This is a genomic window from Aeromonas sp. S2(2024), assembly GCF_041402505.1.
GTDB lineage: Bacteria > Pseudomonadota > Gammaproteobacteria > Enterobacterales > Aeromonadaceae > Aeromonas > Aeromonas media.
In genome coordinates, this window is sequence record NZ_JBGLRL010000006.1 from 136,474 (window position 1) to 161,806 (window position 25,333).

Annotated in this window: 25 protein-coding genes and 2 pseudogenes; 9 read left to right on the forward strand and 18 right to left on the reverse strand. The window is 61.1% G+C overall.

Features of this window, described 5'->3' with window-relative positions; translation table 11 throughout:
• Nucleotide 1: 1 nt before the first annotated feature.
• Nucleotides 2–892 (reverse strand): DMT family transporter, encoded by an 891-nt coding sequence (locus ACB039_RS08675; protein ID WP_041204258.1) that lies wholly within the window; start codon nt 890–892, stop codon nt 2–4.
• A 226-nt stretch (nt 893–1,118) separates the two neighbouring features.
• On the opposite strand from ACB039_RS08675, the gene ACB039_RS08680 reads away from it, so the two are divergent.
• Entirely contained in the window at nt 1,119–1,706 is a 588-nt protein-coding gene (locus tag ACB039_RS08680) for an FMN-dependent NADH-azoreductase (protein ID WP_041205704.1), read from the forward strand.
• Between the two features lie 90 nt (nt 1,707–1,796).
• On the opposite strand, the gene ACB039_RS08685 is transcribed toward ACB039_RS08680, so the two are convergent.
• The 4 genes and pseudogenes from ACB039_RS08685 to ACB039_RS08700 all read right to left on the reverse strand — a co-directional run bounded on the left by ACB039_RS08685 (nt 1,797) and on the right by ACB039_RS08700 (nt 4,145).
• On the reverse strand, nt 1,797–1,973 hold the full coding sequence (locus ACB039_RS08685) for a hypothetical protein (RefSeq protein WP_163137691.1): 177 nt from the start codon (nt 1,971–1,973) through the stop codon (nt 1,797–1,799).
• Nucleotides 1,974–2,134: 161 nt separating this feature from the next.
• Nucleotides 2,135–2,323 (reverse strand): DUF4250 domain-containing protein, encoded by a 189-nt coding sequence (locus tag ACB039_RS08690; RefSeq protein WP_338886858.1) that lies wholly within the window; start codon nt 2,321–2,323, stop codon nt 2,135–2,137.
• A complete protein-coding gene (locus ACB039_RS08695) occupies nt 2,320–2,790 on the reverse strand; it encodes a MarR family winged helix-turn-helix transcriptional regulator (protein ID WP_005331665.1) in 471 nt (156 codons plus the stop codon). The genes ACB039_RS08690 and ACB039_RS08695 overlap by 4 nt, the downstream gene beginning before the upstream one ends.
• 150 nt (nt 2,791–2,940) lie before the next feature.
• Nucleotides 2,941–4,145 (reverse strand): annotated as a pseudogene (locus tag ACB039_RS08700) (UPF0149 family protein).
• A 270-nt stretch (nt 4,146–4,415) separates the two neighbouring features.
• Between ACB039_RS08700 and ACB039_RS08705 the strand changes: the two are divergent.
• Nucleotides 4,416–5,285, forward strand: a complete 870-nt coding sequence (locus ACB039_RS08705; protein WP_371165507.1) for a S1 RNA-binding domain-containing protein — start codon at nt 4,416–4,418, stop codon at nt 5,283–5,285.
• 1 nt (nt 5,286) lies between these two features.
• The gene (locus ACB039_RS08710; protein ID WP_043129886.1) at nt 5,287–5,598 is read left to right on the forward strand and encodes a DUF1289 domain-containing protein; all 312 of its coding nucleotides are present in this window, start codon (nt 5,287–5,289) and stop codon (nt 5,596–5,598) included.
• Nucleotides 5,599–5,643: 45 nt separating this feature from the next.
• Here the strand turns inward: ACB039_RS08710 and ACB039_RS08715 are convergent, their stop codons facing one another.
• The 6 genes from ACB039_RS08715 to minC all read right to left on the reverse strand — a co-directional run bounded on the left by ACB039_RS08715 (nt 5,644) and on the right by minC (nt 9,343).
• Nucleotides 5,644–5,967 carry an HI1450 family dsDNA-mimic protein gene (locus tag ACB039_RS08715; protein ID WP_043129887.1) on the reverse strand — a complete coding sequence of 108 codons (324 nt, stop codon included), beginning with the start codon at nt 5,965–5,967 and terminating at the stop codon, nt 5,644–5,646.
• Nucleotides 5,968–6,254: 287 nt separating this feature from the next.
• Entirely contained in the window at nt 6,255–6,962 is a 708-nt protein-coding gene (gene mtgA, locus ACB039_RS08720; protein ID WP_081934449.1) for a monofunctional biosynthetic peptidoglycan transglycosylase, read from the reverse strand.
• A 53-nt stretch (nt 6,963–7,015) separates the two neighbouring features.
• Entirely contained in the window at nt 7,016–7,342 is a 327-nt protein-coding gene (locus ACB039_RS08725) for an HI1450 family dsDNA-mimic protein (RefSeq protein ID WP_043129889.1), read from the reverse strand.
• Nucleotides 7,343–7,520: 178 nt separating this feature from the next.
• Nucleotides 7,521–7,790, reverse strand: a complete 270-nt coding sequence (gene minE / locus ACB039_RS08730; protein WP_010674646.1) for a cell division topological specificity factor MinE — start codon at nt 7,788–7,790, stop codon at nt 7,521–7,523.
• Between the two features lie 2 nt (nt 7,791–7,792).
• Nucleotides 7,793–8,605: a septum site-determining protein MinD gene (gene minD, locus ACB039_RS08735; protein ID WP_005331693.1), complete on the reverse strand. Its 813-nt coding sequence runs from the start codon at nt 8,603–8,605 to the stop codon at nt 7,793–7,795.
• Between the two features lie 18 nt (nt 8,606–8,623).
• A complete protein-coding gene (minC, locus tag ACB039_RS08740; RefSeq protein ID WP_043129890.1) occupies nt 8,624–9,343 on the reverse strand; it encodes a septum site-determining protein MinC in 720 nt (239 codons plus the stop codon).
• A 106-nt stretch (nt 9,344–9,449) separates the two neighbouring features.
• Here minC and ACB039_RS08745 point away from each other — a divergent pair, with 106 nt between their 5' ends.
• Entirely contained in the window at nt 9,450–9,728 is a 279-nt protein-coding gene (locus ACB039_RS08745) for a YcgL domain-containing protein (protein ID WP_025326888.1), read from the forward strand.
• Nucleotides 9,728–10,687 (forward strand): lytic transglycosylase domain-containing protein, encoded by a 960-nt coding sequence (locus tag ACB039_RS08750; RefSeq protein ID WP_043129891.1) that lies wholly within the window; start codon nt 9,728–9,730, stop codon nt 10,685–10,687. Before ACB039_RS08745 ends, ACB039_RS08750 begins: the two co-directional genes overlap by 1 nt.
• Before the next feature lie 205 nt (nt 10,688–10,892).
• Here ACB039_RS08750 and ACB039_RS08755 read toward each other — a convergent pair whose 3' ends face one another.
• From ACB039_RS08755 to ACB039_RS08765, 3 genes are all read right to left on the reverse strand, one after another.
• Nucleotides 10,893–12,263 (reverse strand): L-serine ammonia-lyase, encoded by a 1,371-nt coding sequence (locus ACB039_RS08755; RefSeq protein WP_005325119.1) that lies wholly within the window; start codon nt 12,261–12,263, stop codon nt 10,893–10,895.
• Nucleotides 12,264–12,549: 286 nt separating this feature from the next.
• Nucleotides 12,550–13,932 carry an L-serine ammonia-lyase gene (locus tag ACB039_RS08760; protein WP_041205714.1) on the reverse strand — a complete coding sequence of 461 codons (1,383 nt, stop codon included), beginning with the start codon at nt 13,930–13,932 and terminating at the stop codon, nt 12,550–12,552.
• 166 nt (nt 13,933–14,098) lie between these two features.
• Nucleotides 14,099–14,383: a pyrimidine/purine nucleoside phosphorylase gene (locus ACB039_RS08765; protein ID WP_025326892.1), complete on the reverse strand. Its 285-nt coding sequence runs from the start codon at nt 14,381–14,383 to the stop codon at nt 14,099–14,101.
• A gap of 269 nt (nt 14,384–14,652) precedes the next feature.
• Between ACB039_RS08765 and ACB039_RS08770 the strand changes: the two genes are divergently transcribed.
• Entirely contained in the window at nt 14,653–15,897 is a 1,245-nt protein-coding gene (locus ACB039_RS08770) for a dicarboxylate/amino acid:cation symporter (RefSeq protein ID WP_202045526.1), read from the forward strand.
• A gap of 94 nt (nt 15,898–15,991) precedes the next feature.
• Here ACB039_RS08770 and ACB039_RS08775 read toward each other — a convergent pair whose 3' ends face one another.
• The gene (locus ACB039_RS08775) at nt 15,992–16,390 is read right to left on the reverse strand and encodes a MerR family DNA-binding transcriptional regulator (protein ID WP_005325128.1); all 399 of its coding nucleotides are present in this window, start codon (nt 16,388–16,390) and stop codon (nt 15,992–15,994) included.
• A 132-nt stretch (nt 16,391–16,522) separates the two neighbouring features.
• Here ACB039_RS08775 and ACB039_RS08780 point away from each other — a divergent pair, with 132 nt between their 5' ends.
• Together ACB039_RS08780 and ACB039_RS08785 are read left to right on the forward strand one after the other, a co-directional pair.
• Entirely contained in the window at nt 16,523–17,686 is a 1,164-nt protein-coding gene (locus ACB039_RS08780) for an acetyl-CoA C-acyltransferase (protein ID WP_371165508.1), read from the forward strand.
• A 450-nt stretch (nt 17,687–18,136) separates the two neighbouring features.
• On the forward strand, nt 18,137–19,441 hold the full coding sequence (locus ACB039_RS08785; RefSeq protein WP_371165509.1) for an outer membrane protein transport protein: 1,305 nt from the start codon (nt 18,137–18,139) through the stop codon (nt 19,439–19,441).
• A 71-nt stretch (nt 19,442–19,512) separates the two neighbouring features.
• Here the strand turns inward: ACB039_RS08785 and ACB039_RS08790 are convergent, their stop codons facing one another.
• Both ACB039_RS08790 and ACB039_RS08795 read right to left on the reverse strand, forming a co-directional pair.
• Nucleotides 19,513–20,736, reverse strand: a complete 1,224-nt coding sequence (locus ACB039_RS08790) for an EAL and HDOD domain-containing protein (RefSeq protein ID WP_268423228.1) — start codon at nt 20,734–20,736, stop codon at nt 19,513–19,515.
• A gap of 114 nt (nt 20,737–20,850) precedes the next feature.
• Nucleotides 20,851–22,107 (reverse strand): OmpP1/FadL family transporter, encoded by a 1,257-nt coding sequence (locus tag ACB039_RS08795; RefSeq protein ID WP_371165510.1) that lies wholly within the window; start codon nt 22,105–22,107, stop codon nt 20,851–20,853.
• Between the two features lie 313 nt (nt 22,108–22,420).
• On the opposite strand from ACB039_RS08795, the pseudogene ACB039_RS08800 reads away from it, so the two are divergent.
• A pseudogene (locus ACB039_RS08800) lies at nt 22,421–23,748 on the forward strand (IS4 family transposase).
• A 46-nt stretch (nt 23,749–23,794) separates the two neighbouring features.
• On the opposite strand, the gene ACB039_RS08805 reads toward ACB039_RS08800, so the two are convergent.
• Entirely contained in the window at nt 23,795–25,081 is a 1,287-nt protein-coding gene (locus ACB039_RS08805) for an outer membrane protein transport protein (protein WP_043129896.1), read from the reverse strand.
• Nucleotides 25,082–25,333 lie beyond the last annotated feature (252 nt).

A 25,333-nucleotide genomic window follows, 5' to 3' on the forward strand; every position in this document is an offset into this window, starting at 1 on the left:
CTCAGGAAACGGATTTGTGGGCGCGCTGCTCCAGATGGGTCAGCAGCGTGATGGCGCCTATGATGATGGCGGCGCCGAGCCACAATCGGCCGGGAGGCGCCCAGCCAAACACCAGCCAGCCCGCCAGTACGTTCATGGGCAGCTTGGCAAAGTCAAAGGGTTGCACGAAGGAGGCCTCGGCCACGCTGTAGGCGCGGGCGATGGACATCTGGGCCAGGGCCGACAGCACCCCGGAGGCCGCCACCAGCAGCCACTGGATCTCGCTTGGCCACTGCCATTCCGGCAGGGCCAGCATGGCGTTGAAGGGGGTGCTGAAGATGAGCAGGTAGACCACTATGGTGTGGGACGATTCGCTCGCCGCCTGATAGCGCACCAGCAGGGAGTAACCGGCCCAGAACAGGGCGGCCGCCACCGGCAGCAGGGAAGCCCAGCTGAAGTCATCGGTCCAGGGGGCCAGGATCAACATGGCCCCGACAAAGCCCGCCAGGGTGGCCAGGATGCGTGCCCGGCTCACCTGCTCCTTGAGCAGCAAGGCGGAGCCGAGGGTGGCGAACAGGGGGGAGGTCATCAAGAGTGCTATGCCCTGCCAGATGGGCACGGGCACCGCCAGCGCCCAGAGCCAGAACTGGATGCCGATGACTGCCAGGGCGACGCGCAGCAGGTGCAGCCGCAGCTGGTTGGTCATCAGGGATTGGCGCAGGCCGTGACGAACGAGCCAGGGCAGCAGGCAGATCAGGGCGACCAGGTATTGGTGAAAAGCGACCTGGGTCGAGGGGAGGCCGAGCTTGAAGCTGACAAACTGGCTCAGGCTGTTGACGGCGGCAAAGCAGAGGCCTGCCACCATCATCCAGACTGCACCGGCAAAGGGGGAGTGCCTGCGGGAGGGTGCCATGGGATCCGGGTCACTTAAAAAAAGTGCGGCGGATCATAACGGCAATCGTTTGTTCTGCCAAGGCCGGGGTGCTTGGTGAATACCCTGCTGGCGAGGAAGTGCGCAATCATCAAAATATTTGAATAACTTGAGCATCTATTTTCGCTATCCGCCTTGAAACTCAATCTTTATAGTGACCTCCATCGACAGCCAAGCTGTTCAACCGACAACCAAATGGAGTTTCACCATGGCCAACATCCTCGTTCTCAAGTCCAGCATCCTGGGCCAGTATTCCCAATCCAACGCCCTGATCGACGGCTACCTGGCCGAGCGCCAGGGTGACAGCGTCACTGTGCGTGATCTGGCAACCCTGAATCTGCCGGTGCTCGACGGCGAGCTGGCCATGGGCCTGCGCGGTGGCGAAAACCTCAACGAGCGTCAGCTGGCCGTGCTGGCCCAGTCCGACGAGCTGGTGGCCGAGCTCAAGGCGAGCGATCTGGTGATCATCGCAGCCCCCATGTACAACTTCAACATCCCGACCCAGCTGAAGAACTGGATCGATCTGGTGGCCCGTGCCGGCGTTACCTTCCGCTACACCGAGACCGGCCCGGTCGGCCTGGTGGAGAACACCCGCGCCCTGGTGGTCAGCCCCCGTGGTGGCATGCATGTGGGCAATGCCACCGATCTGGTGACCCCCTACATGCGCACCGTGCTGGGCTTCATCGGCATCAACGAGGTGGACTTCATCTACGCCGAGGGCATGGGCATGGGTCCCGAGGCGCAGGCCAAGGGCATAGAGCAGGCCAAGGAGCAGCTGGAAACCCTGGCATACTGATGCCGTGACGTTTGCCTGCTCACCCAGGTCCAGAAACAACAACGCAGCCATCAGGCTGCGTTGCTGTTTTCAGATGGCGGACGCCACTCTTCAATCCCAGATGAAGCGACGGCAGCCGCTGCCGACCAGCAGGCAGACCGCCACCAAGGATCCCAGCAGCAGGCTGCTGAGCCACTGCTCCGTACTCTGGGGCAGATGAGGGGAGAAGAGGCCGATCGTGAAGAGGGCGCTGATGATGATCAGGCTGGTCTGTCGGGTCAGGATCATGGTGTCGTCCTTGGCTTATGGTGAGCAAATTAAGGCTAACCGCCGTCTGTGACAGCCTGATGTATCCATACCTCAGGCTCATGGTCCAGCGGGGTTGCCTCTCACCTTAGCAGTTTTTGCCGCCACGGCCAGCGCCACGAGACAGCTTGTGATCCGGATCCCTATCTGAACTGCTTTTGATCAGGCTGGTAGTGAAAATCGCCGCCAGCCAGCCGTGCAATCAGGGCCTCCTTGTCGAGATCCTGCGCCCGGCAGAGATCGTCCAGATCGGTGTAATGATCACGAAGCTGCATGTTGACCAGGCTCAGCAGCATGTTGATGTCCATGGTGGCAAAGCGGGTCAGTGTCATGATTGTTGCTCGCTGTCCAGCAGGTGGAGTTGTTCGATGGCGTCGCTCACGCTTTGCAGGTGCAGCCGTATGCTCTGGCGCGCCTCGGCGGGCAGGTAGTCGGTGAGGGTGTGCTGCCAGCTGCCCGCTTCGGTCTTGAGCTGCTGGAACAGGGTGAGCCCCGCCGGGGTGAAGGAGACCAGACTGATGCGCTTGTCCTGGGCGCTGCTCTCGGTGAACAGAATGCCCTTCTCCACCAGACGGTGGATCTCGCGGGAGATCCGCACCTTGTCCATCCCGCTCGCCTCCACCAGCTCTTTCTGGCTGATGGGATAGTGGGGGCCAAGCACCATCATCAGGCGCCATTGGGGCACCGTCAGCTGGTACCGCTGCTGGTAAAACTGTTCAAAGGTATCGCGCACCATTTCAGCGGCATGGACCAGCTGATAGGGGGGGTAGTGCGCGAGCAGCTCTATGATCTTCGACATATGACATCCTGCTGTGGCGGCTGCATCGGGTGCAGTTTCTCTTGATACTTTGACCTTGATGATACGTAACACAAGGGCATTTGTCTGAACGGGCACCAGAAAAATGTGCGTTTGCGCACGTGTTGCGTCATGGACCCGGCAACCAGGGCCTCAACTGGCCTTGTTGATTACACTTTTACGCAGCCAGATCAAGGCATTATGAGCAAACCAGGCCTCGCGGCTCTGGAGCGCATAGAGCGCGGCCTCGTCGCGGCTTCCCCCCTGCCAGTGGCGGGGCTCCTGCTTGGGCAGTCTGCGCTGGCCCAGCAGGGTGGCGGGCACATGGGGGGTAGCGCCGCCTGCTCGCCTTCGGTGACAAACACCATCAGCGCCTTGTTGTAGAGCAGCCAGCAGGAGGCTTCATTGAAGCGCAGCAGCAGGCCCAGCAGGGCGGCCCAATCCCCTTGCCTGGCATAGAGGCTGGAGAGGGGATGGCGACAGCCCGGCTCGTCGGCCAGGCACAGGTCGAGCAGGGCCAGGTATGCATCGCGCGCCTGCTCCCGTTGCCCCAGTCGCAGCAGGCAATCGGCCCGGCCCGCCTGGGCCGCGATCAGTGGGCGGGCCTCGGGGGCGCTCCAGCCGCAGCCTGCGTGCTGTTGCCAGAAGGCTTCGTCGAACAGGGGGCTGGCATCGGCAATGATGCGGTCGAACCAGGGGAGGCGGGCGAGGGGATCGCGGCACTGCGCCGCCTGCTCGAACCACTGCCGCCACTGGCGGCTCTGTTCGTTGTCGGGAAGGGGTTCTTCTTCATGTCGTGCCTCATCCTGATCCAGGGTCAGCAGGAGGTTGAGGGCCGTCTTCATCTGCTGGCGCTGACGCTTGCAAAAATCCAGGAAGGGCAGCTCGCTGGCCGCGGCCTGGTGGAGCATCCGGGCCATGGGCTTGTCACGGAACAGGCAGAGCTCGGCCACCAGGCTGAAGCGGTGGCGGGTGGCGGGATCGTTCAGATCCGTCGGCGTGGGCCAGCGGGCCACCCCCTGACTGAAGCCGTAGCTCCACTGGCCGAGGGGATGGCTCTGTTCGAACACCTGTTCCGGGGTCTCGTTAGAGAGCCTGCACTGGCTCGGCAGGGCCAGCTGGGCATCATCGGCCAGGGCCTCCAGCTCGGCGATCAGGTGATGCAGCGCCTCGGCACTCTTCTCGTCAAGCTCGGCCTCAAGGGGCAGCAGCCCGGCCAGGGGATCTTGCCAGTCAGGGGCTGTTGGCCCCGTCAGACGGGCGCAGAGAAAGCCATGCAGGGCCGGGTAACTCATGTCCTGCTGGCTGTGGTTCTGGATCCATTGATTGAGATGACGGGTACGAGTGGCTGGGTTCATCGACGCTTCCTCCGGATTTGACGGCCGCGAAGTCTACCTAAAAGTGGGGTTATTTGCAGCCAAGGGGTGACCAAGTGCTGATAATATCGCCAGTACGGGGTCGCCCCGAGGTGAAAATCCTGCGCGGGGGCGGGCAAGGGACTAGGTCCTGTCACGGCTCTGGGGTAACATGCGCGCCTGCATGAAAAACCTGAGCCCTTGCACTTCCTCAGTCGACGACAGGGGCGATGCACATTATTAGGGGCCATGAATTGCAGGCCCATCCGGATATTGAAAGAAGAGATCACCATGTTACAGATTGGCAAGATGAACACCCTCACCGTCGTTGAGCTCGAAGATCGTGGCGCCTGGCTGGCCGCGGGGGAATATGGCGAGCTGCTGTTGCCCAAGCGTCAGCTGCCGGAAGGCGTCGCCGAAGATGGCGAGGTGTCCGTCTTTCTCTATCTGGACGCGGATTGCGAGCCGGTGATCACCACCGACAAGCCCTTTGCCATGGTGGGTGACATTGTCGGCCTCAAGGTGGTCAACGCCAACAAGATCGGCGCCTTCCTCGACTGGGGCATGAAAAAGGATCTGTTCGTGCCAAGCCGCGAGCAGAACAAGCCGATGCAGGTGGGCCATGTCTATCTGGTGCACCTGATGCTGGACAACGAGGGACGCATGGTGGGCACCAGCCGCCTCGAGCGCTTCCTGCGCGTCGATCCCCCCTTCAAGGCCGGTGACGAGGTGACTGCGTTGCCCGGGGAACACACTCCACTCGGCATCAAAGCCGTGGTCAATGGTCAGTACTCCGGCATGCTGTTCAAGAACGAGGTGTTCGGCCGCCTGATGACGGGCCGACCGTTGACCGCCTGGGTCAAGCAGGTCCGTGAGGATGGCAAGCTGGATCTGACCCTGCAAAAACCGGGGCAGGATCGGATGGATGATGCCGGCGGCCGTATTCTCACCCGCCTGCAGAAGCAGGGCGGCAGCCTGGCGGTGGGGGACAAGAGCGAGCCCGAGCTCATCTACAAGATGTTCAACATGAGCAAGGGCACCTTCAAGAAGGCCATCGGCGGGCTCTACAAGCAGGGCAAGATCGTCATCGAAGACAACTGCATCACGCTCGTTGCTGCCGAACGCGCACCGGACGGCGAATAAGGTGCCGAGCCCCTGCATCGGCGACTGCCGGGCCAAGGACGGGCTCTGCCTCGGTTGCGGCCGCACCCTGACCGAGATAGGCCAGTGGTCCGCCATGGACAGCGAGGCCCAGCTGGCCCGCATGGCCGAGCTGGACGGCACGCGCAGCACCCATCAGTGTCCGGGATGCGGCGAGCCGGCGTTTTGCGCCGTCTCCGCCGGTGAACCCATAGAGCGTTGCTGGTGCAGCCAGCTGCCTTCCTTGCCCATGAGCGAGGCGAGCGCCTGCTGGTGCCGCCGTTGTCTGGTCAAGGCCATAGCGGCTCGCCCCTGAAGGGGTAAACAGCAGAGACGAAAAAGGCGCCAGGGGCGCCTTTTCTTATGCCTGTTGCTGGCGGTGCCAGCGAACATGGACCTGGTGTTCGCTCTGATCCCGCGGCAGCAGGAAGGTGGCGTAGATCACCTCGAACTCCTCCTGATGATCCAGCAAGCCGACCCACACCTCGGCCCAACGCTCCATGTCGACCGGCACGCCGAGCTCGGTCGACCAGTCGGCGTTGGGCAGGGTCGCCTCGACGGCGCCACGCTGCTCAAATTCGAGGGTGATGTCGACGATTTGTTCGGGGGCCAGCATGTCGGCGGCCTGCTCCAGAAACTGATCATAGGCCCACTCGACCAGCTGATCCGGGCTACGTTGTTCCATGAAATCACTCCAGATACGTCCAGGTTCGCCACTTTAGCAATTATTGGGGATGGCGACCAGCGTATGAGGCCGGTAACCCCGTGCTGTCAAATGGCCGAAACAGGGGATAAGGTTAACAGAGCTGCCGCCATCGGGCGGCATCACGAGGCATGTGGGCAGCATGAAGCGACGACAGCACAGGCGGCAGATCAAGCGGCGACGGGAGACCTGGTGGTGGCACTATTTACCGCTGCACCGGGAGGTCGTCGGCGGCCATCTGGGGCCGCCCTCCGATCCCCTCGATGAACCTAGCCGGCCTCGTGTACCCGGTTCAGGGTGATCTGACCGAGCTGACTCATCTGGCGGCGGATCCAGGCCGAGCGCTGCTGCACATAGGGCGAGGGGGGCTTGACCCGGTAGCGCCAGGGATTGGGCAGGGCGGCGGCCAGCAAGGAGGCCTCGTAACGGGTCAGGCGAGCCGCCGGTTTACCGAAGTAGTGCCTGGCGGCGGCTTCGGCGCCATAGATGCCGGGCCCGAACTCCACGATGTTCAGGTACACCTCGAGGATGCGGGACTTGTCCCAGCCCAGCTCCATCAGCAGGGTGAACCAGGCCTCAATCCCCTTGCGCAGGAAGCTGCGATCGCTCCACATGAAGAGGTTTTTGGCCGTCTGCTGGCTCAGGGTACTGGCGCCGCGCACCCGCCTGCTTTGCTGGTTGTGCTTGAGTGCCGAGCTGATGGCGTCCATATCGAAGCCATTGTGATCGGCGAAGCGCTGATCCTCGGCGGCGATCACCGCCAGCTGCAACTCCCGAGAAATGCGTTCGAGCGGCACCCAGTCGTGCTTGACCTCGGCCACCTTGGCGGGCGGAAACAGCGCCCGCTCGAGGCGCCAGGTCCACATGGGGGGATCGATGAAGCGCAGCAGCGCCACCGAGACGATGGAGCTGACCAGCGCCGCCAGCAGCAGCTTGCCGAGCCAGCCCAGCAGGCGACGCCAGCGCGTCGGTCTCACGGGCTCGGGCTCTGAGTCCCACTCATAGTGACCGGGATCGTCGGGATCCGGAATTATTGGGGCAGCCATTCGATGTGGCAGAACTTCTCGTCGACACGGCGGGAGAGCAGCATGCGGGCGAACAGGTGCTCATACTCTTGCTCGGCATTGCCAAGGCCAATCCAGATCTCGGCGTACTCGGCATCACTCACGGCAAACCCCACGTCCGCTTCCCAGTCATCGGCGGGATCCGTCTCTGCCAGCAGGCCGCGGTCGTTGAACGCCTGGTTGAACAGGGCTATCTCCTGCTCGGGCAGGTTGTCCGAGGCCAGCTCCATGAAGAGTTCGAGGGCGGTATCGAGCAGTTCCTCGACGCTGTGCATTTCGTCATTCAAAGACATAAGAGCTGTGTTCCAGATGAGGGGGGAGAGGTCCCGTCGGCAGGGCCGAGGGGCGGGCAGTATTCTAGCTGGCCCCGCACGCCTTGGCGAGATGCCTCTGCGCCAGGCAATAAAAAACCGGATCCTGACAAAGGATCCGGTCTTCACTGGGGAAAAGGGTCACGCATGGGGCGTCAGCTCATCCCTTCTTCTGGTCGTCGGCGAAGGTGATGTTGAGCTCCAGCACCGACAGCTCGTCACTCTTCTGATCGAGCTGGACGGTGATCTTGTCCGGATCGATCTGCACATATTTACGGATCACGTCGAGGATATCCTGCTTGAGCTGGGGCAGGTAATCCGGCCCCCCTCTGGATGAACGCTCGTGGGCAACGATGATCTGCAACCGCTCTTTGGCCAGTTGTGCGGTGTTCTGTTTCTTGTTGGAACGAAAATAATCCAATAATGACATGTTTAACTCCCGAACAGTCGGCTAAAGAAGCCCTTCTTCTCTTCTTCCAGAAAACGAAAATCCTTGGTATCGCCCAGCAGGCGCGCGACGGCGTCTTCATAGGCCTGACCGGCATCGGACTCCTTGTCCAGAATGACCGGCTCCCCCGAGTTGGAGGCACGCAGCACCGCCTGGGACTCCGGGATCACTCCGAGCAGTTTGATGGCCAGGATCTCCTGCACATCCTGCACGCTCAGCATGTCGCCACGGCTGACGCGAGTCGGGCAGTAGCGGGTCAGCAACAGGTGTTCCTTGATGGGGTCTTCACCGCGCTCGGCGCGACGGGACTTGGAGGCCAGGATGCCGAGGATGCGATCCGAGTCGCGCACGGAAGAGACTTCCGGGTTGGTGGTGACGATGGCCTCGTCGGCAAAGTAGAGCGCCATCAGGGCGCCAGACTCGATGCCGGCGGGAGAGTCGCAGACGATGTAGTCAAACTTCATCTCAGCCAGCTGATCCAGGATCTTCTCGACCCCTTCACGGGTCAGGGCGTCCTTGTCCCGGGTCTGGGAGGCGGGCAGGATGAAGAGGTTTTCCGAGCGCTTGTCCTTGATGAGTGCCTGGTTGAGGTTGGCCTCACCGTTGATCACATTGACGAAGTCATACACCACGCGCCGCTCGCAGCCCATGATGAGATCCAGGTTTCGCAGGCCAATGTCAAAATCGATGACCACTGTCTTGTGGCCACGCTGGGCTAAGCCGGTGCTCAGGGCCGCGCTGGTTGTGGTCTTGCCAACGCCACCTTTGCCCGATGTAACGACTATGATTCGCGCCATTCTCGCTTCCTTGTAACTCTATTTGATGCGGTCTATTCGGAGTTGTTCGTTGTCCAGTCGGATATGGACTGGCTCTTGTATCAGGCCTGCCGGCAAGGCATCGCTGAGCTGGAAGGTGCCCGCGATGGAGAGCAGCTCGGCCTGCAATTGCTGGCAATAAATGCGGGCAAGAGGATTGCCCTTGGCCCCCGCGATGGCTCGGCCACGCAGGGCGCCATAAATATGAATGCTGTCGTCGGCGATGACTTCGGCTCCCGGACTGACCGAGCCCAGCACCACCAGGGAGGTGCCGGCAGCATAGATCTGCTGGCCGGAGCGCACCGGCCCGACGTGGACCTTGCTCGGCTCCATAGGAGCCTGAACCGGGGCGACCGGAGCCGCCTCCACGGGGTCAGGTGTTGGTGCCGCAGGCTCGGGATCGGCCTTGCGGCTCTTGCCCGACACCATGACCGCCAGCCCGGCCGCCTTGGCCGCCGTCTTCATCGCCTCATCCCGCGCCCCCGTGATGCCGACCAGCACGAAATCTTCCGACTCGACCAGCTCCCTGAGCTGCTCGAAATCCGGGATCTCGCTGAGGCGTTCCACATTGAGGACGAGGGGGGCACAATTAAAAAACTGGGGGGCCTGCGCAACCTTGGCCTCCAGCAGTTGTCGGATCCGGTCCGGATTGCCATCGCTGAGATGCAACACAGAAATAGTGAAGGTGGTCCCTTTCAATTCGTTATCGCGTTCAACCATGAATCTTCCCCGAACCGAGACGGTAATACGTTATTGTTATTCAATTCCTGATGTTATAGTTTGCCACCACCAGAGGCAATGAACCCGTCGGATTATATCAATTTCCATGTTGTGTGCAGTCTATAAAAGTCGCAAAAAAGCCGAGACCTATCTCTTTATTGAAAGAAGAGAGGACTTTTCCCGTGTGCCAGAGGCACTGATGAGTACCTTCGGACGTCCCGAGCTGGTCTTGATGACCAAGCTGGACCCGGCCAAGCCCCTGGGGATCGCCTCCACCGAGCGGGTGATGGCAGCCTTGCAGAGCCAGGGCTTCTACCTGCAGGTGCCTCCGCCACCGGAAAATCTGCTGGAGCAGCACAAGGCACAATTAAAGGGCGCCCGCTGATGCAGGGTCGGCCGGTGCTGTTATTGTTGGGCGCACTATTAAGTGCATCCGCGCAGGCCGGCGCCGATTTTGACCATTATGTGACGAGTCTCAAACAGCAAGCCCTGGCGGCCGGCATCCAGCCTGCGACGGTAACGGCCGCCTTTGCCGATATTCGCCTTATCGAGGCGGCCATCAAGCACGACAAAAATCAGCCGGAATTCAAACTGACCCTGGATTCCTATATTCCCCGCGCCGTGCCCCAATGGAAAGTCAAGCAGGCCAGATCCTTATATCGCCAGCATCTGCCGCTGCTCACGAAAATAGGTGATGAATATGGGGTGCAGCCCCGTTTTATTGTCGCCTTGTGGGGCATAGAAACCAATTTCGGCAAACTCACCGGTAATTTCCCGCTGATCTCCTCCCTGGCGACCCTGGCCTGGGACGGGCGACGGGAAGCCTTCTTCAAGGATCAGCTGTTCGATGCCCTGCGCATCATAGAGCAGGGGCACGTGAGCCCCGCCGCCTTCAAGGGCTCCTGGGCGGGTGCCATGGGGCAGGTGCAGTTCATGCCCTCGTCATTTCTCAAATACGCGGTCGATCAGGACGGGGATGGCAGGAAGGATCTGTGGGGCAATCTGGCGGATGTGTTTGGATCGGCAGCCAATTATCTGCATCAGAATGGCTGGCGGGAAGATGAGACCTGGGGACGGCGGGTGAAGGTGCCTGACTCCCTCAATCCTGCCCTGTTCGGGCTTGAGACCCGCAAGCCGCTGTCGGCCTGGCAGGCTCTGGGGGTACGGCAACTGGACGGTTCGCCGCTGCCGAAGGCCGACATGCAGGCCTCCCTCATTCGGCCCGATGATGTCCATGGCCGCAGTTATCTTGCCTATGAGAATTATCGGGTGCTGCGCCACTGGAACCGCTCCCCCTATTTCGTGGTGGCGGTCGGCACCCTGGCGGATCGGATAGTGGAATAAAAGTGGAATAAAAGCGGGCAAGGAGCGAAATAGGATGCGGGAATAGTCTCTCCCCATTCTGACACCTGACGGATAAGCCAGGCCCATCTGAACGAATTGCCCGCTTCTTTTTTATTCTTTATGCCAATGCGACTGCCGTTGAGAAAATCACAGACAAAAAAAGGCGGGAATCTCTCCCGCCTTGTTTGTATCTGCTGTCTGCCGCTTATTCGCAGGCAACCTGCATCACCTTGATGGCCAGGCCACCGCGGGAGGTCTCACGGTACTTGGAGTCCATGTCCTTGCCGGTGATGTACATGGTCTCGATGACCTTGTCCAGGGAGACACGGGGCTTGGAGGTACGACGCAGGGCCATGCGGGAGGAGTTGACCGCCTTCATGGCGGCGATGGCGTTGCGCTCGATGCAGGGGACCTGTACCTGGCCGGCGACCGGATCGCAGGTCAGACCCAGATTGTGCTCCATGCCGATCTCGGCCGCTTCACACACCTGCTCCGGGCTGCCGCCCATCAGTTCGGTCAAGCCGGCGGCGGCCATGGAGCAGGAGACACCCACCTCACCCTGGCAACCCACTTCGGCACCCGAGATGGAAGCGTTCATCTTGTAGAGCATGCCGACGGCGGCGGCGGCCAGGTAGAAACGGGTGTATTCGTCGCGGCCGACCGGCTGGATGAACTTGTCGTAGTAGGCCAGCACGGCCGGGATGATGCCCGCGGCGCCGTTGGTCGGAGCCGTGACGACGCGGCCACCGGCGGCGTTCTCTTCACTCACCGCCAGGGCGAACATGTTGACCCAGTCCACGATGCTCATGGGGTCGTTGGAGAGATGCTCGTTGGTGGTCAGCTGACGGTAGAGGGGGGCGGCACGGCGCGGCACCCGCAGCGGGCCGGCCAGGACACCCTCGGTGCGGCAGCCGCGCTCTATCCCTTCACGCATGGTGGTCCAGATCTTGCCGAGCTTCTTGTAGATCTCTTCCGGGGTATTGAAGCACTTCTCGTTCTCCAGCATCAGGGCGGAGATGGAGAGGCCGGTCTGGCCGCAGTGGGCGAGCAGCTCGGCGGCGCTCTTGAAGGGGTAGTTGACGGTCATGTCGCCGCTGTCGGCCTTGCCGAAGCTCTCTTCGTCGACGATGAAGCCACCGCCGATGGAGTAATAGGTCTTACTGTAGACGGCCTCGTCTTCGATGAAGGCGGTCAGCTTCATGCCGTTCTCGTGCAGGGGCAGGGCCTCGTCATGGAACACCATGGCGCCTTTCGGGAAGCTGACGGTGTGGCAGTGCAGGCCGATGGGCAGGCGACCGGTCTGCTCGACCCGGGAGATGAATTCAGGAATGCCGTCGATGTCGACATTTTCCGGCAGGTTACCGGCCAGACCCATGATGATGGCGGTGTCGGTGTGGTGGCCTTTGCCGGTCCAGGAGAGGGAGCCATAGACGTCAACCTGGATCCGGGTGATGTCACGGATCTTGCCGCTAGCACGCAGATCATCCACGAACTGTTTGGCAGCTTTCATCGGGCCGACAGTGTGGGAAGAGGAGGGGCCAACACCGATTTTGAAGATATCAAAAACGCTGATCATGTAACAATTACCTCAGGGTAGAAGGGGGCGCCATGCCCGCTCGCAGAAAGGGTGATCCATGGGACGGGTCTGTCGTCACAAAGGCCGGGAAACCAGATAACCGCAGTGTAACGGCTTCCTGCCTAAAAAAAGTTGAAATAGATCTATTTTTGTTGAATTCACGGCGCGAGTATAAAATTTATTTTGATGGTTATCCATTTTGTTAAGCGCGAGGCAAACGTTTTGCAAAAAAATACCCGGCCAAGCCGGGTATCTGAGGGTCATCTGAGATCGTTTTTACTCAGGTTTAACATTCGGTGATGTTGACGGCGAGGCCGCCGCGGGCGGTCTCCTTGTACTTGGTCTTCATGTCGTTGCCGGTTTCCCACATGGTTCTGATCACCTTGTCCAGCGACACCTTGTGCTCGCCGGTGCCACGCAGGGCGAGGCGGGCGGCATTGATCGCCTTGACCGCTCCCATGGCGTTGCGCTCTATGCAGGGCACCTGCACCAGGCCGCCGATGGGATCGCACGTCAAACCCAGGTTGTGCTCCATGCCGATCTCGGCGGCGTTCTCGACCACGGCCGGACTGCCGCCCAGCAGCTCGGCCAGAGCGCCGGCGGCCATGGAGCAGGCGACCCCCACTTCTCCCTGACAACCCACCTCGGCCCCCGACAGGGAGGCGTTCTTCTTGTACAAGATGCCGATGGCGGCGGCGGTGAGGAAGTACTGCATCAGCAGCTCGTCATCCACCTTGCGCACGAAGCGATCGTAATAGTGCAGCACGGCGGGGATGATGCCGGCGGCGCCGTTGGTGGGGGCGGTCACCACCCGGCCACCGGCGGCATTCTCCTCGTTGACGGCCAGCGCAAACAGGTCCACCCACTCCATCACCATCAGGGGATCCTTGTTGAAGTTGGTCTCGCCACAGAGCTGGCGATAGAGGGCCGGGGCGCGCCGTTTCACCTTGAGGCCACCCGGCAATACCCCCTCGCTCCTGCAACCGCGCTCGACACAACCCTGCATCGCCTGCCAGATCTTGCGCAGGCCCGCCTTGATCTCGGCTTCACTGCGAAACACCTTTTCATTGGCCAGCATCAACCCCGAGATGGAGAGGCCGCTCTCCTGGCAGTGGGCCAGCAACTGGGCCCCGCTCTCGAACGGGTAGGGCACGGGGTGGGCGGCATCGAAGCGGGCGGCCTCTTCGCGGGCGTTGGCGAAGTGGCTCTCTTCGATGATGAAGCCGCCGCCGATGGAGTAGTAGGTCTGCTCAAACAGCAGGGCGTCACCCGCGAAGGCGCGCAGGGTCATGCCGTTGGAGTGGGCGGGCAGGGTCTTGCGCCGATTGAAGAGGATGGCGCCGACGCGAGGGAACTGGCTCGGTTGCTCACCCCCCAGGCGCAGGGTCTGGCTGTGTTCCACCTGATCGAGGAAGGCGGGGATGGCCTCGATGTCCACGGATTCCGGCTCGAACCCGGCCAACCCCAGGATGATGGCCTTGCCGGTGCCATGACCCTTGCCGGTCTGGCCGAGGGAGCCGTAGCACTCGACCACGACGCGTTCGGTGCGGGAGAGGAGTGCGCTCTGCTTGAGGGTGTGCACGAAGGCGCAGGCTGCCCGCATCGGCCCCACTGTGTGGGAGGAGGAGGGACCAATCCCGATGGAAAACAGGTCGAAGACACTGATCATGACGTACTCCGATTATGGATTTCGTCTAAACATTGTAAATTTTTTGTAGTCGATGAAAAGGGGGGAAGCAACAGCCTGTGATGGCGGTGTGGAAATGGGGCAAGACAGGGGGATCAGGGGTGCCAGGAGGAGCGGATCTGCATCTCATGGCACCCCTGCGGGGCTATCAGTCGAGGAACTCGCACAGGTAGGCGGTGGCTGTCTTCACTTCCAGCTTGAAGGAGGAGTGACCGGCCACGTCGAAGGACTCGCCCTGATGGTAGCTGTGCCACTCGTCTTCATCGGCCAGCTGGATGCGAAGGGCACCCTTGATCACCGTCATCCGCTCCGGGGCGGCGGTGTTGAACTGGTAATCACCCGCTTCCATCACACCGACCGTGGCTTTCTCGCCTTTTTGCTCGAAACCGATGGATTTAACATTTCCGTCAAAATATTCGTTAACTTTCAGCATCTTTTCTTCCCTGTATGCACGTTTGCAGAGCAAAAGTAGCACATTATTTTGGCGATTGTCATGGTGAAATAGGGAAAAAACGGAGAGTTTCTTGTGGGTCTCAACTTTGTGAAAAACCATAAAAATTCGTTTCGTTCAGGGATCACGATGTTAAACGGGTAATAAATATGAGATAAAGCGCGCCGCCAGAGCAATGGAGAGGATTTGACGCTCTGGGTGGTCATTTGCACTGCCAAAGTGTGAGTAATTGCTTAATAAAGGAACATTCTGTGTTGACAAAAGGATTAATTAAAAATATCGGCTTCCAGGTCGTGGTCGCCATGATCCTGGGGGCGCTGGTGGGTGCCCTCATGGGTGAGCAGGCGACCGTCTTCGCCCCCCTGGGGACGCTCTTCATCCAGCTGATCAAGATGCTGGTGATCCCGCTGGTGGCGGTTGCCATCCTGTCCGGGGCCGCCAATCTGGGGGCCAGCCCGGCCGCGGGCAAGATAGGGGTGACCACGCTCGCCTTCTTCCTCGGTACCTCCGCCCTGGCGGTGCTGCTGGCGCTGGTGATGGGTCAAGTCTTCAAGCCCGGTGTCGGGGTCGATTTCGGCTCCACGGCCGCCATGTTCTCCGGTGACTACGCCGACAAGGGCGCCCTGCCGGATGCCGTGGCTACCCTGCTTGGGATGATCCCGACCAATGTGTTCAGCGCCCTGAACGAGGCGAACATACTGCAGATCCTGGTGTTCTGCATGTTCCTCGGCATCGCCCTGGCCAAGCAGCCCCGCGAGCGCGCCAAGCCGCTGGTGGATGGCCTCAACACCCTGGTGGACGCCTTCGTCTGGATGATCAACAAGGTGATGCTGATAGCCCCCATCGGGGTCTTCGGCCTGATGGCCGATGCCATCGGCACCTATGGCTTCGACGTGCTGACCCTGGTGCTCAAGCTGTTCGTGGTCTATGTCGCAGCCATCCTCATCTTCGGCTTCGTGGTCTACCCGATGCTGATCGCCTTCTTCTCCAACACGCCGGTACGCAAGTACTTCTCGGCGATGAAGAAGCCGCAGATCGTGGCCTTCTCTACCGCCTCGTCCATGGCGACCCTGCCGGTCAACATGGAGACCTGCGAGCACGATCTGAAGGTGACCAACGCCACCGCCTCCTTCGTGCTGCCGCTGGGTGCCACCATCAACATGAGCGGCAACGCCATCTATTACGGTCTGGTGGCCATCTTCTTCGCCCAGGTCTACAACATCGATCTCACCATGGGCGCCTGGGCGGCCATCATAGTCACCTCGACCCTGGGTGCCATCGGTCAGGCTGGCGTGCCGGGCCCGAGCTTCCTGGTGGTGGCCGTGCTGCTGGCGGCCGGCATTCCCATCGAGGGGCTGCCGCTGTTGTTCGCGCTGGATCGCCTGTTCGACATGATCCGTACCGCGCTCAACATCACCGGCGATGCGGCTTGCGCCATCATAGTCGATCGCTACAGCCCGGATTACGATCCGAACCGCTGGAGCAAGGAAGCCTGAGACCAGGCCCACTGCCATGAATGACAAGAGGGAGGCGCAAGCCTCCCTCTTTTTATTTGCCTCGGACCGGAATGGTCGTCCCTTCCTTGTCGACTCAGGGAGTCAGCTGGCCCAGCGCCTGCCGGCAGCGCTGCTCGGCCGCCTCCAGCTCCAGCAAGACCATCTGGATGTCTTCCAGCTGCTGCTGCAGTGTCTCCCGCTTGTCGGCCACCAGCCCCAGCATGGTCTGCAACTGGGAGCGACTGCTCTTGTCCGCGTCATAGAGATCGAACAGCTCCCGGATGTCCGCGAGGCTGAAGCCCAGCCGTTTGCCACGCAAGGTCAGCTTGAGGCGCACCCTGTCCTGGCGGCTGTAGATCCGGGTCTGTCCCTGGCGCGTCGGGTTCAGCAGGCCCTGATCCTCGTAGAAGCGGATACTGCGGGTGGTCACATCGAATTCACGGGCCAGCTCGCTGATGCTGAAGGTCCGGGCGTCATCCTTGGATTTGGTCATAGGGCTGTCTTGGCTGTCATCTGGTTGTCAATGCAGGCTGGCACCTTACCCAAACGTCAACTTCCCCGCAAGTCTTGTTCCGGGGACGGCGGCGGCATATGTTATCCCAATGTAACAAGGAGAGTGCGATTGATGGATATAGTGATTGTGGCGGCCAAACGTACCCCCATGGGGGCCTTTCAGGGGGCCCTGAGCGCCTTGAGTGCACCCGAGCTCGGCGCCTGCGCCATCCGCGCCGCCCTGGGGGCGGCCGGGATGGGGGGGGATCGGGTCGATGAGGTCTATCTGGGCAATGTGCTGAGCGCCGGGGTCGGGCAGGCACCGGCCCGGCAGGCGGCACTCAAGGCCGGGCTGCCGGACAGCGTGCCCTGCACCACCCTCAACAAGGTGTGCGGCTCCGGCATGAAAGCGGTGATGCTGGCGGCAGACGGGCTGCGGCTGGGGGAGGTGGACGTGGTGGTGGCGGGCGGCATGGAGAGCATGAGCCGGGCCCCCTATTTGCTGGACAAGGCGCGCAGCGGTTTTCGCATGGGTCACCAAAGCGTGCTGGATCACATGTTCCTCGACGGTTTGCAGGATGCCTACGAGGGGCACCTGATGGGCCACTATGCCCAGCTGAGCGCGGACAGAGCCGGGCTGACCCGGGCCGACATGGATGCCTTCGCCATCGCCTCTCTCGAGCGGGCCCTGGCAGCCCAGCGAAGCGGCGCCTTCGGGGCAGAGCTGGCGCCCGTGGTGGCCGGGGACACCCTGTTGCTGGCCGACGACGAGCAACCGGAGAAGGCCAGGCCCGACAAGATACCGACCCTGAAACCGGCCTTCAGCAAGACGGGCACCATCACGGCGGCCAATGCCAGCTCCATCTCGGACGGGGCGGCGGCGCTGGTGCTGATGCGGGCCGAGACGGCCCATCAACTGGGCTTGCCGGTGCTGGCCAGGGTGGTGGGATACCAGAGCCATGCCGCCCTGCCGGCGGAGTTTACCAGCGCCCCGGTGGGGGCCATCGACAAGTTGCTGGCCCGGGTGGACTGGTCGGTGGAGGAGGTGGATTTGTTCGAGGTGAACGAGGCCTTCGCCATGGTGAGCATGCTGGCGATGGCGGGGTGCCAGATCCCCCATCACAAGCTGAACGTAAACGGAGGCGCCTGCGCCCTGGGGCATCCCCTGGGGGCCAGCGGTGCCCGCATCCTGGTGACGCTGGTCCATGCCCTGCGCACGCGCGGGCTCAGGCGAGGGGTGGCGAGTCTGTGCATCGGGGGCGGAGAGGCGACGGCCATGGCCATCGAGCTGGTGTGAGCCCTTGGTCCCAACACCGGCCCCAGGCCGGTCCGGTGTTGAGGCCGTTTCCCTCTGTTTCTCCCTCCACTCATTACTTATGTCCGGCAGCGGGTTGCTCAGGCAACCCGTTTGTCTCCCTCCATGTCGCTCTATCAACCCCTGGTTTTCCAACTGTGCTTTTCGCTCGTCATGTCACCTGGCCTGATGGATAGACGGTGGCGAAAAGTCCGGTTTTGGTGGGGAACATGGACTGATTTGCTTTCATTCAGCCGGGATTAAGCCTGATGACCGTTTTCGACACTGGTCTGCTTTGTGGCGGGAGATGGGCTCCCTACTATTCGCCTCTGTTTTACTGTCCTCGCACCGTTCCCGTGCGCCACTGACCCACGGCAGTGTTCCGTCGTTGCCGTCATGGCCACTGCGACGATCAATGCCCGCTTGCGGTGGGCACCCACAAGAGAAACTCAGATGACTACGCCATTCAAGCGCAGCACCCTTGCCAGCGTGCTGGCACTGCTTGCTACCCATGCCTCAGCCTCCGGCTTCCAGATCAACGAACACTCCGCCGCCGGCCTTGGCCGAGCCTTCGCAGGTGAGGGGGCCATCGCCGACAGCGCCGCCGTGCTGGGTCGCAACCCCGCTGCCATGATGATGTTCGACAAGACCGCCGTCTCGGTAGCGGCCACCATGGTCGATCCGGATTACAGCGTGGACGGGGCCTTTGTCACCGATCTGCCGGGTAGCCGGTTTGACTCCAGCACGCCGGCAAGTCATGGTAACGCCGGCCCCAACGCGGTCATCCCCGCCGCCTACATGATCCACCCCGTCAACGACCAGTGGGCCGTCGGTTTCGCCATGATGACCAACTACGGCCTGGGCACCCGCTTCGACGACAGCTTCGGGGCGGGCAGCCATCCTGCCGCCGGCCTGTTGGCGGGTGAGACGTCCCTGATGAGCGTCAATCTGAACCCCAATGTCGCCTATCGCGTCAACGAGCAGTGGAGCCTCGGGGCCGGTATCAACTACACCCTCGCCACCGGTTACGTCGATAGGGTCGATGCCAATGGAAACGCCAATGGTGCTCACAATACCCTGGCCAACTTCGATGGCGCCGGCAACGGTTGGGGCTGGAACCTCGGTACCCTGTTCGAGATCAACCAGGATAACCGCCTGGCGCTGACCTATCGCTCCCAGATCGATGTGGAGCTGGAGGGGGATTACACCGGGGCTGTGGGGGCGCCCGGCTATAAGGCCGAGGCCACGGTCGATGTGCCCATGCCCGCCATCGCCGAGTTTTCCGGCTACCACCGCCTGACCCCGCAATTTGCACTGCACTACTCCGTGATGTGGACCGACTGGAGCGCCTTTGAAAAACTGGAAGCCGTCAGCAGCCAGTGCAACCTGCCGGGTGGCGTCTGTCTGAGCAAGAACGAGCAACTACAGGATGCGATGCGCTACGCGGTCGGGGCGACCTGGTATGTGAACCCGCAGTGGGAAGCGAGGGTCGGGGTGGCCTATGACGAATCCGCCGTGCAGAGCGAGCACGCCACCATCAGTCTGCCGGATGCAGACAAGTGGTGGTACAGCGCGGGGGCGACCTATCACATCGATGAGAGCAAGAGCATCGATTTTGGCATGGCCTATATCAATGGGGAAGCGAGCGGAGTGAAGGAAGGGATCCACAACAACGACCCGGGTCAGCCGTTCTATTTCGAAGGCAACAATGAAGGCAATGCCTTCCTGGCCTCGGTCCAGTTCAATATGGTGTTCTGAACGAAACGTCCCCTCGCGGGACGTTTTTGTTATGAGATGACATGAGGGAAAACCATGGCGGGTTCGCGGGTTCAGTCCATCCCTTCCATGGCCTGGAGCTGCTGATTGACCCAGGCGGTGGCGGCGAGATAGAGGTGGCTGACCTTCTCCTCGTTGAGGCCGAGGCGCGCGGTGCTGGCGGCGATCCGTTGCCAGTTGGCCTTCTCGTACTCTTCACAGAACGCGAGGTAGAACCCCAGGTTGCCCTTGCGCTCCAGCAGGGCGGCACGGATCTCGGCGGTCAGCGGTATGGTGCCGAGCAACTGATCCAGCGGCTGCCCCATCAGCACATCCAGCAGGGAGAAGAGCCCGGTGATGAAGGCTTGCTGAGCCTGCTGGGTGGGGGCATGGGTCTGTGCCAGCAGCTCGCAGAAGCGGGCACGGATGAGGGACATCTGGTAGAGCTCGGCACTCTTGTCGTGACCGGCACTGGTGGCGGCGATCAGGGCCACGAAGCGTTTCAGCTGGGCGTGACCCAGGGAGCTGGCGGCCTGGCGAAACGAGGCGATGGGCTGGGGAAAGTGCTTGAGATGGTTGACGTAACGCAGCAGTTTGAGGGAGAGGGAGAGATCCTGATTGAGCAGTTGCTCAATCTTGTCCAGATCCGGCTCGGCCTGATTGACCACCTTCAGCAGTTGCATCACCACCAGCTGGGTCGGGGGCATGGTGGTCTGCTGCACCATCTGGGGCCTGCTAAAGAAGAAGCCTTGGAACAACTCGACCCCGAGCCCCTTCATCCGTTCAAACTCGGCCTTGTCCTCTACCTTTTCGGCGAGATAGGTGAGCGGCAGGTGGCGATGGGTCTGCATGAACCGCTCGATGCTGGCAAGCGGCGTGGCCCGCAGATCGAACTTGATGATGTGGATATAGGGAAGGAACCTGTCCCAGGCCGGGACCAGGGTGAAATCATCCAGCGCCAGCCGATAGCCCAGCCCGTGGAGCTGGATCACCTTGTCCAGCAGCGCATCGTCGGGCTCGGCATCTTCCAGTATCTCGATCACCACCTTGTCCTGGGGCAGGCATTCGGCCAGACCGTCCAGCAGCAGGGAGTGAGGGAAGTTGATGAAGCAGGGGTGTCCGCCAAGCAGTTGATCGATGTTCTGTTGCAGAAATTGCTCTGTCACCAGTCGGGAGGTTGCCAGCTGTGCGGAGATGGGGGGAAACACATTATCCAGGCTGTCGCGAAACAGCAGCTCATAGGCATGGGTTTTCAACTCCCGATCCAGGATGGGCTGCCTTGCTACATAGGAATACATGCATCTCTCCAGCATGGGTGAAGGCTTGATTCTATGGTGAAGCGGATCACTATGCCAGTGCCGACCGGGTCGAAACGGTCAGCAACTGGCAGAGTGCAGCCAAGGTTGGCAGGATCAGAACAGGTAGTTGAGCTGCAGGCCAGCCAGCCAGGCATCCCCTTCCGAGGTGCCCTGGAAGGTGGAGGTAGTTTGTGCCATCCCGGGTCTGAGCTGCATGGTCTCGTTCACCTCGACTTTTTTGCCATCGATCAGGGTCAGCCCCAGATCCAGCGACAGGTTGCGATCTATCTGGTAACCCACCCCGGCGCTGTACCACACCCGATCCGAGTCCGGGATGGAGATGGTGCGGCGATCGGCGGGCACCGGGCTGCGATCGTAGGCCAGGCCGGAGCGCAGCTGCCACTTCGGATCTAGGCGATAGGTCAGGCCGAGGGCGTAGCGCCAGCTGTCTTCCCAGTGCTCGTCCTTGATGTGCATGGTGCCATGGTGATCGAGCTCGGACTCGAGCTGGACGAACTTGCTCCAGTTGGTCCAGTTGATGCTCGAATGCAACGCCAGGGCCGGGGTCAGCTGATGGAACAGGGCCAGCTCCGCAGTGGCGGGTAGCGGCAGGTCCAGGGTGCCGGTGTCGGTGAAGGTACGGCCCAGCAGATCGGTGCCGACAGCATCCCCTGAGAGGGTCAGGGTCACGTCATGGCGATAGGAGAGACCGAGGCGGGTGGCAGGGGACAACTCCAGCAAAGTGCCGAGATGCCAGCCGAGGGCCCAGCCATCCCCCTTGAGGTGCTTGGCAATCTTGTTGTTGGAGGGGAAGGTACCGCCCACTTCCCCTTCCCCCTGTATGGCGGAAAGCCCGGCGCCGACCGACCAGTGCTGGTTGATGCGATAGGCCAGGGAGGCGCCGAGATCCACCGTCTTGATGTCGGAGACGTTGCCGAAGTGACCGGCGTTGTAGTTGTCCGGCATCTGGACGCCGAGGCCATAGTAGGAGGTCGCCGCCAGCCCCAGCCACCATTGATCATTCAGGGGCATGATGAGATAGGCATTGGGCACCCAGGCACCGTCCGCGATGTCGTTGGCGCTTGCATCCAGGGTCACCGGTCCCTGGGCGGTGGGGACCCGGGTCAGCCCCTCGATGTTGACGTCAGGCTGGATATGGATGACGCCCCCGGAGAAGGCGGTGCGCTCGAAGCGGGTCATGGCCGCGGCGTTACGGGCGAGCACGCTGGCATTGTCGGCGATGGCGGCTTCACCGGCGAAGGCGCGGCCCATGCCGGTGGCCGATTGTTCCGCCAGCTGGAAACCGGCCGCCTGGGCCTGACTCGATAGCACCAACAGGGCGATGAGGGAGGGCTTGATGGTCGACTGCATTGTTTTCCTCGGGATGAACTTGGAATTCATTCTGTGATTTGGTTGGGGGCGGGATTTTATATGGTATGACCAGTAAGGCAACGGGGGCGGGGGCAGAGAGGACAAAACGGGATTAAATGCTGGAGGTATTGCCTCTAATAGCTTGATAAAAAACAAAAAGAGTACAGCTGTTTGCTACAGCTGTGCGCCGAGATGGGGATGTCGCATAAAAAAAGAGCGCCCGGAGGCGTAATGCCGATCAGTTAAGGATCCATTGACCGATCCTCCTGATATGCAAAAATCCGAAACCAGTTGATTTGGTTTCGGATTTTTTATGCGTATCGAACAGGCTCTCGACTTCCTTCACGCCAGTAATGCTGCTCAGTTTGACTCACTCTCGGACCTCATTCCTCCCGAGCTGATTACTGCCCTGCTCCACGAAGAAGGGGTCGTTACTCTGCGCCGTCGCCGCATGCCCATGGAGCGGCTGGTCTGGGCCATCATCGGCATGGCCATGTTCCGCCACGTTCCCATGACCCAGCTCGTCAATCAGCTCGATATCCTGCTGCCGGGTGAGCGTCTCTTCGTCGTCCCCAGCGCCTTTCTGCAAGCCCGCCAGAAGCTCGGGGATAAAAGCATCGAGCGCCTGTTCCACGAGACCGCTGCCAGTTGGTATCAACCGTCTCACCACCCGGACTGGGCCGGCCTGCAACTGCTGGCCGTCGATGGGGTGATGTGGCGTACCCCCGACACCGCCGAGAACACGGCGGCCTTCGCCAAACCCAAGACCCGGCAGGGCGAGACGGCTTATCCGCAGGTACGCATGCTTTGCCAGATGGCGCTGACCAGCCATCTGCTCACCCAGGCCGTGATGGAGAGCTGCACCGTCAGCGAGATGGTGCTGGCGGAGCAGCTTATTGAACGCACACCGGACCACTCGCTGACCCTGTTCGACAAGGGCTTTTACTCGCTCGGGCTGCTCCATGCCTGGCAGACGACGGGCCGTGAGCGGCACTGGCTACTGCCGCTCAAGCAGGGTACGCAGTACGACGTGGTCCGCAAACTGGGGCGCCAGGATGCGCTGGTGCACCTCAAGACCAGCCCGCAGGCGAGGAAGAAATGGCCGCAGTTGCCCGCGACGATGGTGGCCCGACTGCTGACCCGAACCATCAACGGCAAGGCGCGACAGGTGCTGACCTCGATGGTCGACCCGATGCGCTTCCCGGGGGCGGACATCGTCACGCTCTATGGTCATCGCTGGGAAATCGAGCTGGGGTATCGGGAGATGAAACACAGCCTGCAACAGCACAAGCTGACCCTGCGCAGCAAGAAGGCGGTGGGCATACGGCAAGAGTTGTGGGGCGTGCTGCTGGCGTACAACCTGCTACGCAGTCAGATGGTGAAGATGGCGGCGAGCCTGAAGGGATACACGGCGAGCCAGCTGAGTTTTCACATGGCGTCGGTATACCTCATCCATGAACTGAGCGCGATGCCGTATGTGTCGCCGGGCAACATCCCGGGGCGAGTGGCCGAGCTGGAGCAGCAGGCGGGGCAGTTCATTTTGCCTCAGCGCAGGGAGCGAAGTTATCCGCGCTGCGTGAAGGCAAGGCCCCAGAAATATGCGGTGAAAAAGCCAGTAAAAACAATGCCAGTCAGGCTTAACTGACTGGCATTACGCCCGGAGGCGCTCTGTTTTATCGCGATGAAATCAGAACTTCATGTTGAACTGGGCAGATGCCAGGAAGGCGTTGCCGTGGGAAGTGCCCTTCCAGCGAACCGGATCGGTATGGCTGGTCAGACCTTCGTTCACGTCCACTTCCTTGCCATCCAGATAGGCCATGCCGAAATCGACGCTCATGTCCTGATCGATGTGGTAGGTGGCGCCGGCGCTGTACCAGACACGGTCGGAGTCAGGAATGCTCAGGCTGCGGTATTCCGGCTCGATCGGGCTGTTGTCGTAGGCGAAGCCGATGCGGGCTTCCCAGGACGGGTTGACGTACCAGGTACCGCCAAGGGAGTAACGGGTAGAATCCTTGAACTTCTCGTCTTTTTGCAGGCAGACCCCACCGGCACAGGCGTTGCTGGTGGCCTTGAGCTCCTGGAAGGCGCTCCAGTCGGTCCAGTTGACGGAGTAGTGCACCGCGAACTGCTGGTTCAGACGGTGGTAACCGGCGAATTCGGCCTGGGCAGGCAGATCCAGCTTCAGGTTGCCATCGACGGTCCGGTAGCCGGAGGTCAGCCCCTTGAAGTCTCCGTCAAAGCTCAAGTCCACCTGGGAGCGGTAGGTCAGGGCCAGGCGGTTGTTCTCATTGATCTCGTACAGGGTACCGACGTTCCAGCCAAAGCCCCAGGTATCACCCTTGAGGTGAGCGATGGCGGTGTCGCTGTTGTGAACGATACCTGTCTTGGCAGTCAGACCCGGTGCCAGGGCTCCGGCATAGCGGTTCAGCTCGGCCTGGGCATAGACGGCATTGATGCCGGCACCCACGCTGAAGTTGGAGTTGATGCGATAGGCGATGTTGGGGTTGATGTTGAAGGTCAACAGCTCGGTATCGCCGGCACCGGCACCGGCCGGGAAGGTCTTGGAGTACTCGGTGGAGAGGCCGTAGTTGGAGAACAGGCCAATCCCCCAGGCCCACTGATCGTTCAGGGGCTGGATGAAATAGGTGGCCGGCACGAAGGCATCTGGCGCGATGTCGCTCTCGCTGGAAGAGGCCAGCTTGGCCGGACCGGCATAGATGTCGCCCGCGACATCCACGTCGGGCTTGATATAGGTACCGGAAACAGACAGTGCCATCTTGTCGAAGGTGGTCATGGCGGCCGGGTTGCGGGACAGCACGGACGCATTGTCGGCGATGGCTGCTTCCCCGGCATAGGCGCGGCCCAGACCGGAAGCCGAGTGTTCGTTCAGCTGGAACGCGGCGGCGAAGGTCTGAGTGCTGGCCAGGGTGACGGCCGCGGCGATCAGGCTTTTCTTGAAAAAGGCAGTTGTCATAGTGTTCTCTCTTTGTAAGCAGATTTTCTGTCGACATCAGGGCTCTTTGGCCGCTATAGACGACAAGATCTGTTGTTATGTCAGCTTCTTCCCATTCATTTCTGGCGTGATTCTATGGATCTGGTAGGAGGTAAGAAATCAGACCAGTGACAGCAGAATACATAAAAGTTTCCATTGTGTTAATCATTTGTTTTAACTTGCCGTTTAAATGGTCTGTTTTATCCATTATTGAATGAATAATATACAATGGGT